At 71.4% G+C, this 15,859-nt stretch carries 11 protein-coding genes; all 11 read right to left on the reverse strand.

The genetic code is table 11. From position 1 onward, the window contains the following. The 11 genes from tssM to tssB are packed head-to-tail and all read right to left on the reverse strand — an operon-like array spanning nucleotide 1 to nucleotide 15,837. The gene (tssM, locus tag EKE94_RS05040; protein WP_127905531.1) at nucleotides 1-3,555 is read right to left on the reverse strand and encodes a type VI secretion system membrane subunit TssM; all 3,555 of its coding nucleotides are present in this window, start codon (nucleotides 3,553-3,555) and stop codon (nucleotides 1-3) included. Then, entirely contained in the window at nucleotides 3,552-5,339 is a 1,788-nt protein-coding gene (gene tssL, locus EKE94_RS05045; protein ID WP_127905532.1) for a type VI secretion system protein TssL, long form, read from the reverse strand. Before tssL ends, tssM begins: the two co-directional genes overlap by 4 nt. Further along, nucleotides 5,336-6,721, reverse strand: a complete 1,386-nt coding sequence (gene tssK / locus EKE94_RS05050; RefSeq protein ID WP_127905533.1) for a type VI secretion system baseplate subunit TssK — start codon at nucleotides 6,719-6,721, stop codon at nucleotides 5,336-5,338. The genes tssL and tssK overlap by 4 nt, the downstream gene beginning before the upstream one ends. Beyond that, complete coding sequence (locus tag EKE94_RS05055) at nucleotides 6,721-8,112, reverse strand: hypothetical protein (RefSeq protein ID WP_127905534.1); 1,392 nt, start codon at nucleotides 8,110-8,112, stop codon at nucleotides 6,721-6,723. Before EKE94_RS05055 ends, tssK begins: the two co-directional genes overlap by 1 nt. Beyond that, nucleotides 8,109-9,254 (reverse strand): type VI secretion system baseplate subunit TssG, encoded by a 1,146-nt coding sequence (gene tssG / locus EKE94_RS05060; protein ID WP_127905535.1) that lies wholly within the window; start codon nucleotides 9,252-9,254, stop codon nucleotides 8,109-8,111. The genes EKE94_RS05055 and tssG overlap by 4 nt, the downstream gene beginning before the upstream one ends. After that, nucleotides 9,251-11,041, reverse strand: a complete 1,791-nt coding sequence (tssF, locus tag EKE94_RS05065; protein ID WP_127905536.1) for a type VI secretion system baseplate subunit TssF — start codon at nucleotides 11,039-11,041, stop codon at nucleotides 9,251-9,253. Before tssF ends, tssG begins: the two co-directional genes overlap by 4 nt. Next, nucleotides 11,034-11,537: a type VI secretion system baseplate subunit TssE gene (tssE, locus tag EKE94_RS05070; protein WP_127905537.1), complete on the reverse strand. Its 504-nt coding sequence runs from the start codon at nucleotides 11,535-11,537 to the stop codon at nucleotides 11,034-11,036. The genes tssF and tssE overlap by 8 nt, the downstream gene beginning before the upstream one ends. Continuing rightward, nucleotides 11,537-12,424, reverse strand: a complete 888-nt coding sequence (locus EKE94_RS05075; RefSeq protein ID WP_127905538.1) for a type VI secretion system accessory protein TagJ — start codon at nucleotides 12,422-12,424, stop codon at nucleotides 11,537-11,539. The genes tssE and EKE94_RS05075 overlap by 1 nt, the downstream gene beginning before the upstream one ends. Further along, the gene (gene tssC, locus EKE94_RS05080) at nucleotides 12,421-13,830 is read right to left on the reverse strand and encodes a type VI secretion system contractile sheath large subunit (protein WP_206615020.1); all 1,410 of its coding nucleotides are present in this window, start codon (nucleotides 13,828-13,830) and stop codon (nucleotides 12,421-12,423) included. The genes EKE94_RS05075 and tssC (EKE94_RS05080) overlap by 4 nt, the downstream gene beginning before the upstream one ends. A gap of 1 nt (nucleotide 13,831) precedes the next feature. After that, nucleotides 13,832-15,316 carry a type VI secretion system contractile sheath large subunit gene (gene tssC / locus EKE94_RS05085; RefSeq protein ID WP_127905539.1) on the reverse strand — a complete coding sequence of 495 codons (1,485 nt, stop codon included), beginning with the start codon at nucleotides 15,314-15,316 and terminating at the stop codon, nucleotides 13,832-13,834. After that, complete coding sequence (tssB, locus tag EKE94_RS05090) at nucleotides 15,316-15,837, reverse strand: type VI secretion system contractile sheath small subunit (RefSeq protein ID WP_127905540.1); 522 nt, start codon at nucleotides 15,835-15,837, stop codon at nucleotides 15,316-15,318. The genes tssC (EKE94_RS05085) and tssB overlap by 1 nt, the downstream gene beginning before the upstream one ends. Between the last annotated feature and the right edge of the window lie 22 nt (nucleotides 15,838-15,859).

Genomic DNA, 15,859 nt, shown 5'->3' on the forward strand with positions numbered 1-15,859 from the left:
CTACTCCAGCATCGTCGCGGGGCAGGCGAAATCGGCCAGCGCCGGCAGGGCAAAGGGGTTGTTCACGCTGCCTGCCGTCACCCGAAACGACACCCTACGCCCGTCGATGCGAAAGGCCGCATCGAATTCGTTGTCCGAGACGCGGGTGGTCGTGGCCGCGTCGAACAGGCGGAAGGGCGACCATTCGCCCCCCGTCTGAAGCGCATTGGCCCGGTCGCCGGGCAGCAGCGTGATGCGCGAGGTCGACGGTGCCTCGCCCGGCCAGGCCAGGGTGCGCTGCTCGGCCCGGTCGAGCCCGTGGACCGAATTGCCGCCGCCGATCTCGACCAGCGCGACGCGCGCGGCGGGGTCGAGGTCGCGCAGGTCGAAGGTGATCTCGACCCGCGGGGCGGTTTCGCCGCTGGGAAAGAAGGCCGTGCGGATCGCCGCGGCGCGCTGGAACTGCTGCAGCGCCTGCGAGCTTTCGCCGGTCGTGCCCAAGCCCCCCTTCCAGCTCCAGGGATCGGTCGAGACATCGACGAAATCCGCGAGGTTCTGGTCGAAGAAGGTCTGGAACATGCCCCCGGGGCCGAAGATCCGGGTAAAGTCGTCCAGCGTCACCTCGGCGGTGCCTTCCGGCGCAAAGGGGTAGCGGCCGGCGATGGCCCGGGTGCATTCCGGTGCCCCGTCGGCGGCCCAGAGCCGGGCGACCTCGTCACGTGCGCGGCCCATGGCGGTTCCGGCCAGCGAGGTGGCAAAGCCCACGGTCCAGGCATCGGCAGGCGCGGGCAGTCCGCGCCCCTTGGCCACCAGCGCCTGCACCGCGGTGTTCAGCTGGCTGTCGGCGGCAAAGACCTCGGTCGCGCGGGCGTCGGTGGCGCTGACGCGGCCCAGCTGCTGGTAGATCTCGTCGAAAAGCGGCCCGAGCGCGGCGATATCGTCGGGCTGGGCCGCCTGGTCGGAGCCTGCCCCGTCCGCAGCGCCATCCGTGGCCCCCGCCGTGCCGGCCCCGCCGGTGTCGAGCGTCCGGCGCAGCCGGCGGAACGGATCGGGGGCGGCCAGCGGGTCGAAGGGCAGATCCCCGGCGCCCGGCTCGGGGGCGGCGATCTCGGTCGCACCCTCGGCCGTCTCCCCCGCCAGGGCGGTCGCGGGCTGGGCCAGGTTCGTCGCGATCGCGATCTCGCGCGACAGCCGCCCGATGGGATCGGCCTGGGAGGCGAGCAGCGCCACCAGGTCGGACGCATCGGCAAGGTTCTCGGGCGAGCGGATCTTGAGGTCCGAGACAAGGTCGCGCCAGCGGCCGTCGAACTCGGTCCAGTAAAGCTGCATCGCATCGCGGGTGACGTCGCTGACATTGCTGACCCGCGCCGCGGCGGGGCCGCGCACCCAGGCCTCGTCGGCGGCGATCTCGGCCAGCGGCCCGATCGAGGCCAGCACGACCTCGCGGTAGCCTTCGCGGGTGAAGAGCCCCGGGATGCCCTGGTCCAGCGGCGTGCCCGAGGCGCGGACGAAGGCGCCGCTGCCGGCGGGACCCAGCGCCTCGGCCGGGGTCCAGAGACCCAGCGCGCGGGCCGATGTCCGCGTTTCCAGCAGATCGAGCGTGCGCTGCGCCGGGCTGCGGTTGCCGATCTCCTCGCGGATGTCGGCGACCAGCGCGTCGTCGATCGCCATCACCGGCAGGTCGCCGCGATCGAGCATCGCCGCCATGTGGCGCATCAGGGCGGCGCGGGTATCGGCCCGGCCAGACCCGGGGTAGAGGTCGGCAAAGACGGTTTCTGCCTGCGCCAGCAACGCGTCGGGGTCGATGGGCCCGAGACCGGCAAGCGCCAGGTAGTGCTTCAGCGTCTCGAAGGCCTCGGCCTCGCCCAGATCCGGGGTCTTCAGCCTGTCCTGCAGCGCCACCATGTAGCGCGGCAGCAGGTAGGCCCCCAGCGCATCGGCATAGACCTCGCCGTGGCGGGCGATGATGCGGTCCTCCTGGCCCAGCCCCATGCCCACACGGTAAAGCGCCGCGTCGTCGGTGCCGCCTTCAAAGGCGTCGGGGGCCTGCTCGATGGTGTTGAGCGCGGGCAGGACCCGCAGGAAATCAGAATCGGCGATGGAGTCGACGGGGATGTTGCGCGCCTGCTCGGTATACTGCGCCAGCTCGTTCTCAGCGTCGGCCAGGGCGCGGGAGTTGAACAGGAACGACGCCACCCAGGATGCCGTCAGCAGCAGCGCCGCCACCGTGACGGCCCCGTAGGCGGCGGTGGTCGCGAGCCGCTTGCGCCGGCTGACACGGCGGTCGCGCGACACCAGCGCCGCCTCGCCCAGGATCACCTCGCCGAACAGGCGGTTGACGAAGTAGCTGCGGTTCATCGACCGCGCCGGGCCGGCCCCGCTGCGCCGCGCCTCGGCCTCCTGCGTGGCGGAGGCGAAGTAGACGCCGCGGATCATCGGCTCGGACACGTTGGCATTGCCCGAGGCCAGCTCCTCGACGATTTCGAGAAGCGAGTCGTGCAGCGCCGCCACCTGCGCGGGAAAGCGGAAGATGGCCCCGCGTCGGGCGATGTCGGTTTCCTGCTGCAGCCGCTCCAGCAGCAGGCCGGACAGGCGATCCTGCAATGCGCGGTATTCGCGGCTGAAGCTCTCGGGCAGGGTGCCGGGCGCCGTCTTGTCCCAGTCGAAGGTCATGCCCCAGACCTGTTCGCGGGACTGGCCGCCCAGTTCCTCGAAGAACTGGGCAAAGCCGTTCAGCTTGTCGGCCTTGGTCAGCACCACGTAGACGGGAATGCGCGCGCCCAGGGACTCTTCGATCTCGGCCAGGCGCTGGCGTACCGCGCGCACTTCGCGCAGGCGGTCGTCGGGGTCCTGCGTCAGCAGGTCGGTCAGCGACAGGGTCAGGATGATGCCGTTGATCGGCTGCGCGCGGCGGTGCTTGCGCAGCATGCGCAGGAAGCCCAGGAACCCCTTGTTGTCGCGCTCGCGCTGGCTGTCCTGCGTGGTATAGCGCCCGGCGGTGTCGATCAGGATGGCGCGGTCGGTGAACCACCAGTTGCAGTTACGGGTGCCGCCCACGCCCTGCACCGGCTCGGCGCCCATCGCGTCGCCCAGGGGGAACTTCAGCCCGGAATTGGTCAGCAGCGTGGTCTTGCCGGCGCCGGGCGGGCCCATCATCAGGTACCACGGGAATTCGTAGGCATAGCCCGTGCGCCGCCGCGCGACCTTGCGCATCAGCGCCATCGCCGCCTTGAGCCGCGATTGCAGTTCCGCGATCTCGGCCCGGCTTTCGCTGGCGGCCCGCTCTTCCGGGGTTTCGGTGGCATCCTCGGCCAGTGCCCGGTCGGCGCGCCGCGCCCGGATCCACGCGATGAGCATCCAGAGGATCCAGCCCAGGATGACCACGCCAATCGCGATCAGGCGGGCCCGGATCGAGCTGAGCGGTGCCACGCCGCCCATCGCGAGGCGGGGGCCGAAGATCCAGATCAGCGCGCAGATCGCGCCGACCCAGATCACCGACAGGAAGCGCCGCCCCAGAACCCCCACGTAGCTGTCGAGGGTCGAGCGGAGGCTGGTCCACATCGCAAGGGGGTTCATGGCCGGGCCTCCTCGGTTGCGCCTGCATCCGCGGGCGTGTCCTGCTCGGTGTTGGGCACGGTGGGGGGCGCCGTGGGGTCAGCCATCCCGTCGGTTGGGGCTGCCTGCGTGTCTTCCGTCGCCCCTTCCGCCGTTTCGCTCGCCGTCTCGACCGCTGTCCCTTGCGTCGTGCCCGCGGGGGTGTCGCCGGATGCGGTCCCCGAGGTCTCCGTGGGCGTCGGGCGCGTCTCGCCGGCCGGTGCCTCGGGCGACGTCCCGGAGCTATCCCCGGGCGTCGTGCCGGATTGCAGCGGCTCCGGCCGCAGCGGGGCGTCGTCGGACACCGCCGCGGGGTCGGGTGCGGTGCCGTCGCCCCGGCTCAGCAGGTCGGGCGAGACGGAAGTGCCCGCGTTGCGCACGATGATCTCGGTCCGGCGGTTGGCCTCGCGCCCTTCGGGGGTGTCGTTGCTGGCGATGGGGCGGGTGTCGGCCTCGCCCCGCACGTCGATCCGGTCGGTGCCGATATAGCTGGCGAGGATGTCGCGCACCGCGCTGGCCCGCGCCTTGGATAGGTGGAAGTTCGACGGGAAGGGCGCCGAGCGGATCGGCAGGTCGTCGGTATGGCCCAGGATGGTGACGTCGAAATCCTCGGCCGTCAGCGCCTGGCCGATCCGGTCGAAGAGCGGCAGGAACTCTGGCGCGATGCGGGCGTCCCCCGGCCCGAAGGCGCCACTGTTGGCGATCCGCACCAGCACCGCGTCGCCGTCGCGGTAAAGCCGGACGAGGCCCTCCTCGACCTCGGGTTCGAGGAACGAGATGAAGGTTTCGATCGGCGCGACCTGCGGCTCCGGCTCTGGCTCGGGGGCCGGCGCAGGGGCCTCCGCGACCTCCGGTTCCGGCTCGGGTTCCGGCTCGGGCTCGGGGGCGGGTTCGGGGATGGCCAGGGTCGGCGTCTCACCGGGCGGCAGGGTTGCCATCCGCGCGAGCGTTTCGTCCGACGCCCGCCCCAGCACCAGCGAGAAGGCCAGGAACACCAGCGCCAGCACCAGCAGCAGCAGACCCAGGAGCAGCCAGAACAGCCGGCCGGTGCGCAGGGGCGCATGGGCGGCGTCCTCGCCGCGCCAGTGCGGCGACAGATCGCGTTCGGCTGTGCCGAACTGCGTGCGCAGGATGCGATAGAGGTTGTCCCGGGTCTGGGCCAGCTCCAGCCCGCCGCGCGCCGACACGCGGGTCCGCCCCTCGAACCCCAGCGAGAGGCAGAGATAGATCAGCAGCAGCACGTCGCGGTTGGCGCCGGGGCTGGCCTGGAAATGGCTCAGCAGTTCGAACACCTTGTCGCCGCCGGTGACGTCGTGGTGAAAGGTCGAGACCAGCCCCTCGACCGCCCAGCCCTCGCCCCAGGGGCGGTTGCGGATGACGTCGTCGAGCGTGGCGCAGACCACGTAGTGCGCCGCGCGGGCCTGCTGCGGCAGGATGCCCGCCGCGCTCAGCCGGGTTTCGTAGGCCTTGACCGCGCCGATGGTGTCGCGCCGCAGCTCGGCCATGCCGGGCGCGGTTTCGCGTTCGCGCAGCGCATGCGCGAGATTCAGAAGCGGCGCCGCCTCGGCCACCAGCGCGGGCACGCTGTCGCCGTCCAGCCGGAACCCCTGCAGGATGTCCGGCACGGAAAGCTGCGGCACCGGGTCCGGCGGCGGCGCCTCGGGCGCGGGCGCCTCGGCGTCGGGGTCGGGGTCGGGACGGCGCCGCCCCGGCGTCGGCAGGACGATGCGGGCCGGTTCGTCGTCCGAGGGGGCGCGGGCGCTCATGCCCGGATCCCCCAGAGTTCAAGCTCGAGGCCCGGAAACTCGGACGAGAAATGCATCGCGATGGTGCCCGAGGCGATGACCTCGCGCCAGATCTCGCCGGTGGTGTCGAGCTCGAAATACGTATTGCCCGATCGGAACGGCAGCTGTCGCGGGGCCACCGGCATCGGCCGGACCTCGACCCCGGGCAGGGCCACGTTGACCAGTTCGGATATCCGTTCGACCGGGCCGACCTTGATCTGGTTGGGCAGAAGGCGGCGCAGCCGTTCTCCGGGGATGTCGGCGCGCACCGCCAGTACCAGGCCTGCCTCGGCCTTCAGGCCCGCATCGGCCAGCATGCCGACGCGCACGCCATGGCGCCGCTCTTCCAGCGGGATCAGGACCGCGCTCTGGTCCAGCACCGCCGACAGGGCGCGCCGCAGCTCGGCCATCACCGGGTCGAAGGTGGCGGCGGGATCGGCGTGGCGATAGTCGGGCAGCTCGGCAGGTAGGCGGGTCGCCGCCGTGAAGGTCGCGAGCTCACCGGCCAGGCTTACCAGCGCGCGGTATGCGGTTTCGGGGTGGATCTGGCCCGCCTGTGCGGCCAGATGCGCGATGCCCGGCGTGTTGCGGTTCAGCGCCTGCAGCATCAGGTAATCGCCCAGCTCGGCCGAGCCGCGCAGCGACGGGTCGCCCGTGCGCCGCGCGATCGCGTCCGAGCGATGGCGCAAAAGGCCCAGAAGCTCGTTCAGATAGCCGGTCAGGCGGGGCGAGGCACCGACGGTCAAGACCGGCGGGATCATCTCGTCATCCAGCACCACGGCCAGGTCCGAGCGGACCTCGACCACCCGCGCGAGGGGGAGGGTTTCGAGGCCGGCAAGCTCTTCGTCGGCGCGCCGCAACGACAGGTCCATGCGCCCGATCTCGATCGCCGCGCTGAAGGAGGTGTCGGCATTGGCGTCGTCGGTGTCGACGTCCTGCCGGATCATCCGCGCGCCCGATCCGCCGCCCGATCCGCCGCCTGTGCCTTCGGTGCCGGCCCCGCCCGCCGGGTCCGGGCCCGGTGCGAATTCGGCGGCGCCGGGGCGCAGCATCGGCAGGGTCAGATGGATCCGCAGGTCCGAGATGCCCTCTTCCAGCTTCACCGGGGCGGGCAGGTCGCATTGTTCGGGCGCCGAAAACGGCGTGCCGTCCGGCAGGATGCCCTTGATCGAGCTCAGCCCGAAGCGTCCGATGCCCAGCGCGGCCCGGTCTACCGCCATCTCGAGGATGCCCCAGGGGTAGGGCGCCAGCGGGCGCGTGGCGTCGCGCACCAGCTGGTCGGTCCAGCGGTCGGCCTGCTGGAAATGCTGCACCCTCAGGAACATGCCTTCGGTCCAGGCGACACGGTTGCGGATTTTCGCCATCAGGGGTCCTCGGGTTGGTCGTCGATCCGCGCGGCGAGCTGGCGTCGCAGTGCGGCGGGGGTCAGGGGGGCATCCTCCGCCGTGCGGCGGCGGCAGTATTCGTCCCACGCCGCCCGTGCGGGCGACAGCCGTGCGGCCGCCCCCCCGCGCGATGCGACGGCGGCACGGATGGTTTCAGGGTCGAACATCTCGCGCGCGGCGGCGAGATCGGCCTGCAGGCTGTCGATCAGCGCGGTCTGCCGCGCCACGATCGCCTGCACCCGCCGCGACAGCGCAAGGCAGGTGTCGCCGCGGTGGTCGGACAGAAGGCTCCCCGGGTCGAGCGTCGCGTGATCCATCGCGGCGGGCAGGGGCTGCGGCACGTTGAGATCCGCCAGCGCCCGCGACAGCGCGCGCTCGATCTCGGCCAAACCGCCCAGGGACGTGGCCAGCGCGGTTCCCGCATTGGCCAGCTGGGTGGCATCGGGCGCGTCGATCTCGCCCTCGTAAAGCCCCAGCGCCTCGCGCAAAAGGCGTGCATCGGGGCCCGTGCGGCGGGCCGCGGGCTCTTGCGGGGCAGGGTCGCCGAAGCTGACCGACTGGCGGTTCGCGGCGCCCTGCGCGATCCGGTTGCCGGTATCGCTGACCGGAGCGTTCCAGTCGTCGGGCAGAAGCTGTCCGCGCGAAGAGCCCAGCGGGTCCGTCCCCGACGGACGGGCGGCCAGCGGATCGGGCTCTCGTGGAGCGGGCCCTAGCGGATCGGGGCCCAGCGCATCGGGCAGCGGCGTATCGGTCCGCGGTGCGGGGTGGGCGCCGCGGGGGGGCAAGGGGTTGTCGGCCCGGGGCACGCCGCCCTGCTCGGGCCCTGTCGCCGCGCCGAAGCGGCCCAGCCGGTCCCAGTCCGGCCTGCTGCTTCGGCTGGAGCCGGGGCCCGTGCTGGTCAGGCTGTCCAGCCACTCTTCGCCCGTGCGCCCGGGCAGCGGACCCGAGGCACCGTCGCCGCCCGGGCTGACGTCAGAAAGGATCGCGCTGATCGTCGGCTGGTGCGCGTCGAAGAACGCATCCGTGGGGCCGCGCCCCGCGTCGTCACCGGTCGAGGATTGCGAGACATGGACGCTCAGCCGGTGCGCGCCGATGACGAGGTCGCTGCCGTGGTGCAGCGGCACTTCGGCGCCGTCCTGCAACGGGTGGCCGCCGATTTCGACCATGCCGCTGCCTTCGACGACGAACCGGTCGCCCGAGCGGCGGATCGCGATCGACGCAGGCTCGGACGGCAGGGCCGCGCCGTCGTCCGGCGGCAGGGTCCAGGTGCAGCCCGGAGCGGTGCCGACCGAAAACGGGCGGCTGCCATCGGTCATCCGGGCGGCGCCCGCCGCGGCGCCGCTGCGCAGGGTGAGGGTCAGCGCGGTCATGCGAGCCCCTCGCTGGGAGGCGCCGCGCGGTGCAGCCGGGCCGAGCCGATCACCGCCTCGTTGCTGTCGCGCGTCGCCGGTTCGCTGCGCGCCCAGGCGTTCCAGCCTAGTCGCGGCGCGGGGCCGTCGCCGCCCAGCTGGGTGCGTGGAATGTCGCGACGGTCGAGGACCAGCTGGATGTCGAAATCCAGCACCGGTCCCACGTAGAACCGGATCAGCCGGCGCAGCCGCTCAAGCCGCGGCTGGCCTTCTTCGAGCGACAGGAAATCGGGATAGCGCACCGGGCCCACCACCAGCCGCACCTGCCCCGACCTGTCTGGAATGCGCGACCCCGCCCCGGTATCGCGCCCCAGCCGCGCGGTGCCGTCCATGCGGGTCTGTTCCTCCAGCGGCAGCGGGCGCCAGCGCAGGTGAAACTGCACGACACGCACCGGCAGGCCCAGTTCGGCCGCGACCAGCGCCTGCAACCCGGCGGCGCTGCGGGTGCGCTGCGCCAGCAGGCCGGCAAAGCGCAGCGTCTGGTCCTCGGGAAGCGGGGTGCGCGTCGTCATCCCGCCGGTGCCCAGCCCCACGAGGCTGCGCAGGACCGACACGATCCGCGGCGCGGCCTGGCCCGGGCCTGACCAGCGCAGCTGCCGGGCGATGTCGTATTTCTCGACCGCCGCGGCATAAAGGTGGGTCAGCCGGTCGGTGAAGACGTCGACGAAGGCGCCCAGCCCGCCCGCGCGGCGGCGCCGGTCCCGCGCGGCAAGCTCGCCGTAGATCGCAGGCAGCGGCGACAGCGGACCCAGAAGCCCCATCACCGGCACCGTCGCCACCACGGCCTCGGCCCGGTCGTCGATCGCCGTGATCGGCGCGGTTGCCGGGCGGTTGTCGGGCGGCGACACGATCAGAAGCGGCCGCCCCGTCCGGGCTGCGTGGGCCTGCGCCACGCGCAGCCCCGTCGCGGCGTCGAAGCGGTCGGGCGCGGCACGCAGGGCGACGATCGCACCGGCGTCCGCATATCCGGCCGGGCCGGTCGCCGGGTGCGGTCCGGCTGGGCCCGCGCAGGCCTCGACCGGCCGCATCGCGCCGGCGTCCTGCGGCGTGCCCCCGGGCGTGGCCGCCCCGGAGGCAAGGCGCGGATCCGCCGACCCGGTCATATCAGCGCCTCGGCGCCCGAGCGGGCGGGGAACCGGGCCAGCGTGTCGGTGCGGGCCTTCAGCCTAAGGGTCAGGCGGGTGAAGGTGTTGAGCGTCACGTAGCTGCCTAGGAACCGGTCCAGCACCGATCCGAAGAGATGCGCGGTCCCGTCATCGATCCGGTCCGGGTCGAAGGTGACCGTGACGTCGATGCCGCTGACCATGACCGACGCGATGCGGGTCACGGCCGGCGCGGTCGAGACATCGAGGATCGCGTCGATCATCTGCGTCGTCTCGCGGCTGTCGCCGGGGTCGTATAGCCGCAGGATCGCGCGCAGTGCCTCGGCCCCGTCGGCGTCGACCGACAGGTGGTTGAGCGACATGTGCGAGATCAGTTTCCAGATCAGGTCTGGCTCGGGCGCGGGGCGGTTCGGCCGCGTCACGGGGCGCAGCGCGGTGACGCTGGCGACGATGTCGAGCGGGGTCGACAGGGCCAGCCGGGGCTGGCCACCGCCGTAGGGCAGCGCGCGCGGCAGGTCGCCATTCGTGGCCAGCGCCTCGACCGAGGCGGTTCCGCCGGTGCGCGACACCGGGCGCGCGCGGTGATCCACGAAGGCAACCGAGGTCGCGCCGGGCCGGTCGTCGCCGTCGGCGCCGTGGCGGACAAGCTGGTAGAACATGCCGCCCGCACGCCGGTCGGCCAGCCGGCTGAAATAGGGAAGCGCGGCGTCGGTCGTGCCGTCGTCGTTGGCGATGGTCACCTGCGTGACCGAATGCACCTGCCGCGTCAGCGGCCGCCGCGCGTCGGCCAGCAGCGGCCACGCGCTGCGGCTGGCATCGAGGATCACCGGCTCGGCCCGCGTGTCGAAGAGGTTGACCACCGGCGTCGCCCCCAGCGTGAAGGCCTCGGGGCCGATGCGCCGCTCGAGATCGCCGGGCGCGGCGTCCAGGTAGACGTAGACGTCCATGCGGTCGGTCTGCTCGGGCGCGATGCCCCCGGCGGCCACGTCGATATCGACGAAGAGAAACTTTTCGGGCAGCGCAAAGAACTCGGACAGCAGGCGGTAGCCGGGCAGGGACCGTTCCGGCGCGGGCAGCACCGCCTCTTCGGGGGCGAAGCCCACGGGGCGCACCGCCGTGCGCGGCAGGTGCCGGGCCGCGGTGTCGCCCGCATGCGCCGCGACGGCCACGCCCGTGGCGTGCTGGGTCAGCAGGTGCGCCAAAGCGCCGGCCTGTCGCCCGGCCCGTCCGAGGTAGAGCCGCAGCGTCCCAAGCCCGAGGTCGGCTATCCGCGCCCGCCCGGTGGGCCGAAGCGTCAGGGCGAGACAGCCCAGCGGGCTTTGGCCGGGGCAGGGCGGCGCCTCGACCGGGCGGGCCATCAGCCGCGCCGCGTCGATGCGGACGGGGGCCAGCGTGACCTCTTGCGTGGTGCGGAACCGGCAGGTGTCGCCCTCGATCTCGTCCGACACGATCTGGGTGCCGCGGGGCACGCAGCGCAGCTCCTCGGTCCCCAGCGCGGGGTCGAAGGACACCACCGACATTGCCGGCACCGGGGCAAGGAAGTGCGGATAGAGCGTTTCCAGCAACCCCTCGCTCAGGTCGGGAAACCCGTCGTCCAGCTTCTGGCGCAGGCGCGCGGTGGAATAGGCGAAGCTCTGGATCAGCCGCTCGACATGGGGGTCGTCGCTGGTTTCGGGCGCAAGCCGCAGGCGCCCGGCGATCTTCGGGAAGGCGTCGGCGAACCGGGCGGCGCGGCGGCGCAGCGCGTCCAGTTCGTCAGAGTAGTGTTCCAGGAACCTGTCAGCCACGTCCGGCCCCGCTTACGATCCTGAAGTGATGCGTCACCGGATCGAGCCGGGTGTCGAAGACCAGCGGCGGCAGGCCCGGCTGCGCGCGGTAGCGCGCCTGGATCCGCAGGCGCAGGCTGCGCCGGTCATCGCCGTCGTTTCCGGGCAGCGACACCGACAGATCCTCGAGCCGCGGTTCGAACCGGGCAAGCCGCTGTTGCAGGCGCCGGGCGAAATGCTGCCTCTGGGTGTCGGTGACGAGGCTCGCGTTGAAGAAATCCTCGACCCCCAGGCTGACGAGGCTGTCGTCCAGATGCGGCAGCCGCGCCGGGGGCGAGACAGGTCGGCAGCGGGTATTGAGCAGGATCGACAGGTCGCGGCGCAGGCTTTCGCGCAGCCCGGCCAGCGTCTCGGCCTCAAGCACCGGCGGGTCGGCGGGACGGTCGGGGGCGTAATCCAGCAACCGGTCCAGCAGGGAGGCCGCGTGCCGGTCCGTCTGTGTCGCGCGGCGCTGCATCAGGCGCTGCCCGCCGTCTGCATCGCCCCCTCTGCCCCGCCGTGGGTCACGGGCGGAAAGCCGAGGGTCTGCGCCTCGTGGCAGGTCAGAACCCTGTCGCCCGCCAGCCAGCAGCGCAGGCCGCGCGCGCCGGTCAGGCCGCCGGGGAGGTCGAGGAAATCGGTGCCGCGGCCCAGCCGGAGGGCGATGTCGGCGGGGGCGGCGGAGGCGGGGGCGTTGGGCGCGGACGTGCCGCCCCGGGGCTCGGGGTAGATGGCGGGCACGCGGATATCCGCGGCCGACCCGTCCTGCAGCGTGACACGGGCGCGGCGCAGCACCATGTCGATCGGCCGGCTGGCGGGGTGAAAGGCAAGCTCGGATATCTGCGCGAAATCGAGCCAGAGGTAGTGGCCCCCCGCGCTCAGCGCCTCGATCGCGTGGGGCAGGCGGTCGTCGAGATCACGCAGGTCTCCGGCTTCGGTCCCGTCGTAGACCACGGGCTGCTCTCCGCGCAGGTCGTCAAGCGCGGCGAGCGCCTTGGCGGCCGCGGCGCCATCCTCGTCGCGCAGGGCGATGTTCAGTCGCAGCGCCAGCGCCGAGAGGGCGGAGGGGCCGGTGGGAAAGGTGGGCAGCGCGCCCTGTGTCCACCACGCGTCGCGGGCATGCAGCGCGCGCAGGTGCTGGCGGAAAACCCCGAGGCCGACCGCCGCGTCGGGCGCGGCTGTGGCGGCCAGCTTGGCGTGGGTTTCGGCACGGTCGAGCTCGCCCGCGATGACGCAGAGCTCGGCCAGGAACATCCGCGCCTCGACATCGCGCGGATGCGTCTTGACCCGCGCCGCGGCCAGGCCACGCGCCGCGGCAAGGTCGTCCTGCGAGAGCGCGGATTTGAGATCCTGGGCAAGTGTCATGCGGAAAGCCTTCTGCCGGTGTCGTCGGTTTCGGCCACGAGCTGGAAGCTCGTCGACACGTCGTCGAGCTGGAAGTGCGGCTGCAGGCGGATCGTGCAGCCAAAGCACCCCGGGCGCCCGGGCAGGGGACGTACGCCGACGCCGGCATCGCGCAGCGGATACTGCGCCTTCAGCTCGTCGTCGGCATCGTCGTTGCCCAGGCAATAGTCGCGCAACCAGTCGTCCAGCCGGCGTTCCAGCACGGCCGGATCGGCGAGCGTCCCGATCTCGTCGCGCATCATGACCTTGAGGTAATGGGCGAAGCGCGAGGTGCAGAGCACGTATTGCAGCATCGCCGCCAGCCGCGCGTTCTGGGTGGCGATGGCGGTGTCGTAGGCCTGTGGCGCATGCACCGACGGCAGTGTGTTGAAGACCGGGTCGGTGTCCAGGTAGAGCGTCGAAAGCGGCACTACGCCCAGCCGGACCATCGCATCCTCCTGCGCGTCGGTCAGCCGCCGGGTGACGGGCGGCTGCGCCGAAAGCCCGTGCAGGTCGGTGCCCATGTCGGCCGGTGTCAGCCCCGAGACGCGGCCGCCGCCCTCCATGTCCTGCCAAGCGCCCCGGATCGCGGCGAACCAGCCGCTGTCGCGGTAGGCGTCGAGGATCGTCGCAGCCAGCCCGAAGGCGCCGTTCAGCACGATGTGCCCCCCTGGCGCGCGGTCGGCCACGAACCCACGGGGCGTGGTGAAATCGATCGGACGGTCGAGCACGAGGTCGGGCGCGACGAGCCCCAGGAACCGCGTATCCGACGCCTGGCGCAAGGACTGCCAGCGGGCATAGGCGGGATCCTCGCGCAGGATCGCGGCGGCCTCGGGCAGGTCTGTCGTCATCTCCAGCGCGTCTGCCGCGCCCAGGCCCATGGTCTCGGGCCCGGCCCGGGCAATCGCGGGGCAGAAGGCCGCGGCGGCGACCGAGGACAGCCGCCGCACGGTTTCGACCGGGTCGGCGCTGCCCGCGTCGGCATGGTGCGACAGGGTGTAATCGCAGACCAGCAGGCCGAAGGGCAGCCCCCCGGGCATCCCGAATTCGCGGTCGTAGACCAGCTTGTGCAGGTGGCTCTGGTCGAAGTCGGCGGCGCGCTCAAGGTCGCGGGCCACCACCGGCCAGCTGGCGTTCAGAACGCGCACCAGCACCGTGTCGCCGGGACCGGTGCGCGCGACCAGTATCTCCAGCCCGCGCCAGCGCGCCTCGAGCCCCGCGAAGGCGGGATCGCGGCGCACCACCTCGACCTGCCGCGATATCGCCCGGTCGATCAGCGAGATCAGCCGGTCGATCCGCGCACAGGTCGCCCGCCGCCGCGCCGCGCCGCCTTCGGCGGCGCCCGGCCCGGCCAACGGCCCCGGCGCAATGGAGAGAGCCTGGTCCACGTCAGGACTTTTCGGGGATCCGGGCAACCATCCGCAGCGAGGTGGTCAGCTCCTCCATCTGAAGCCAAGGGCGCAGCCACGCCACGGCGTTGTAGCTCCCGGGCTTGCCCGGCACCTCTTCGACGGACACCTTGGCGTCGCGCAGCGGATAGGCGGCCCGCGCCTCGGGGCCGGCGCCGTCATTGGCGTTGACGTAGTTGTTGATCCACCGGTTCAGCCAGTCCTCGCAGTCCTCCGCTTCCATGAACGACCCGATCTTGTCGCGGCCGATGACCTTGAGGTAGTGGGCAAAGCGCGAGGTTGCCATCATGTAGGGCAGCCGCGACGAGATCGCGGCATTGGCGGTGGCGTCGGGGCGGTCGTATTTCTTGGGCTTGTGCGTCGTCTGCGCGCCGAAGAACACGGCATAGTCGGTGTTCTTGTAGTGGCAGAGCGGCAGGAACCCCATGCTGCCCAGTTCCGCGTCGCGCCGGTCGGTGATGCCGATTTCGGTGGGACACTTGATGTCGGTGTCGCCCTCGTCCGTCGAGAACAGGTGCGTGGGCAGGCCTTCGACCTTGCCGCCGTTCTCGGCCCCGCGGATGGCGGTGCACCAGCCGGTCTGGGAAAAGGCCTCGGCCATCCGCGTGGCCATGACGTAGGAGGCGTTCATCCAGCAATAGTTGTCGTGCGGGATCTTGGCGCCTTCGTAGGCGATGGCCTCGTCGTAGTCGAACTCGTCGATCCGGCGGCTTTCGTCGCCATAAGGCATCCGCGCGAGCACACGCGGCAGCGTCAGGGTGACGAAGCGGCTGTCGTCGCTGTCACGGAAACCACGCCACTTGGCGTATTCCGAGCTGTCGAAGATCTTCGACAGGTCGCGCGGCTTGGACAGCTCGGTAAAGTCCTCGAACCCGAAAAGCTTTGGCGACGCGGCCGAGATGAAGGGCGCGAAGGCGGCGGCCGAGACCTGGCTGAGACCGGTCAGGGTTTCGATGTCGTCGAAGCTGTTGTCGAACTCGTAATCGCCCACCAACGCGCCGATGGGTTCGCCGCCCGGGGTGCCGAATTCGTCTTCGTAGATCGACTTGAACAGGCGCGACTGGTCGAATTCGACCGCCTTCGACAGATCGCGGCCCAGATCGCGCTTGGATGCGTTCAGCACCCGGATCTTGAGCGTCGAGCCGGTGTTGCTTTCGCGGACGAGATGCCACAGGCCGCGCCAGGATCCTTCGAGGCGGGTGAACTTCTCGTCCTGCATCACGACCGCCAGCTGGCGCGAGATCTTGGCGTCGATGGCCTCGATCGCCTTGGTCAGCGTCACCGTCAGGTTGCGGTCGTAGGTCACCGTTCCCGACAGGGCCGCATCGGTCAGCGTGCGCATCAGTTCGCTGGCGCGGTCGGGTTCGGTCTGGCGAGTCGCCCCGATCACCTGGCTCAGCAGGCCGGGGGCCGCGTCCTGGGTTTCGGTGCCGGTGCCGGTATCGGTCTGGGCTTCCTGTGCCATTACTTGCTCTCCCCGGCGGCTTCGGGCTGCTGCGCCTTCAGTTCCTCGACCATGCGGCGGACGGCGTCGTTGTCCTGCAGGATCTCTTCGAGCAGCGTCTCCAGCTCTTCCGAGCGGTCAGCCTTGGTCAGCAGGTCGCGCAGCTGGTTGCGGCTTTCCAGAAGCGCCTTGAGCGCGGGGACCTGGTCCACCACCCGGGCGGGATCGAAATCCGCCATCGACGTGAAGGCCAGGTTCACAGGGATGGTCCCGCCGTCGTCCGACAGCGTGTTCTCGACCCGCAGGTTCAGACCGGGGCTCATCCGTTCCATCACCTGGTCGAAATTATCCTTGTCGATCTGCACGAACTTTCGATCGCCGAATGACGGAAGCTCTTTCGTCGGGTCGCCCGAGAAATCGCCGAGGACGCCGATCACGAAGGGCAATTCCTTTTCGACCATCGCGCCTTCGGTTTCGACCTCGTATTTGATGTGCACGCGAGGCTTGCGCACCTTGTCGAGCTTGTCATGGACACTGGCCACTAGCGGTCTCCTCTTTCGCGCT

It is taken from the genome of Mesobaculum littorinae, assembly GCF_004011175.1.
Taxonomy (GTDB): domain Bacteria; phylum Pseudomonadota; class Alphaproteobacteria; order Rhodobacterales; family Rhodobacteraceae; genus Tranquillimonas; species Tranquillimonas littorinae.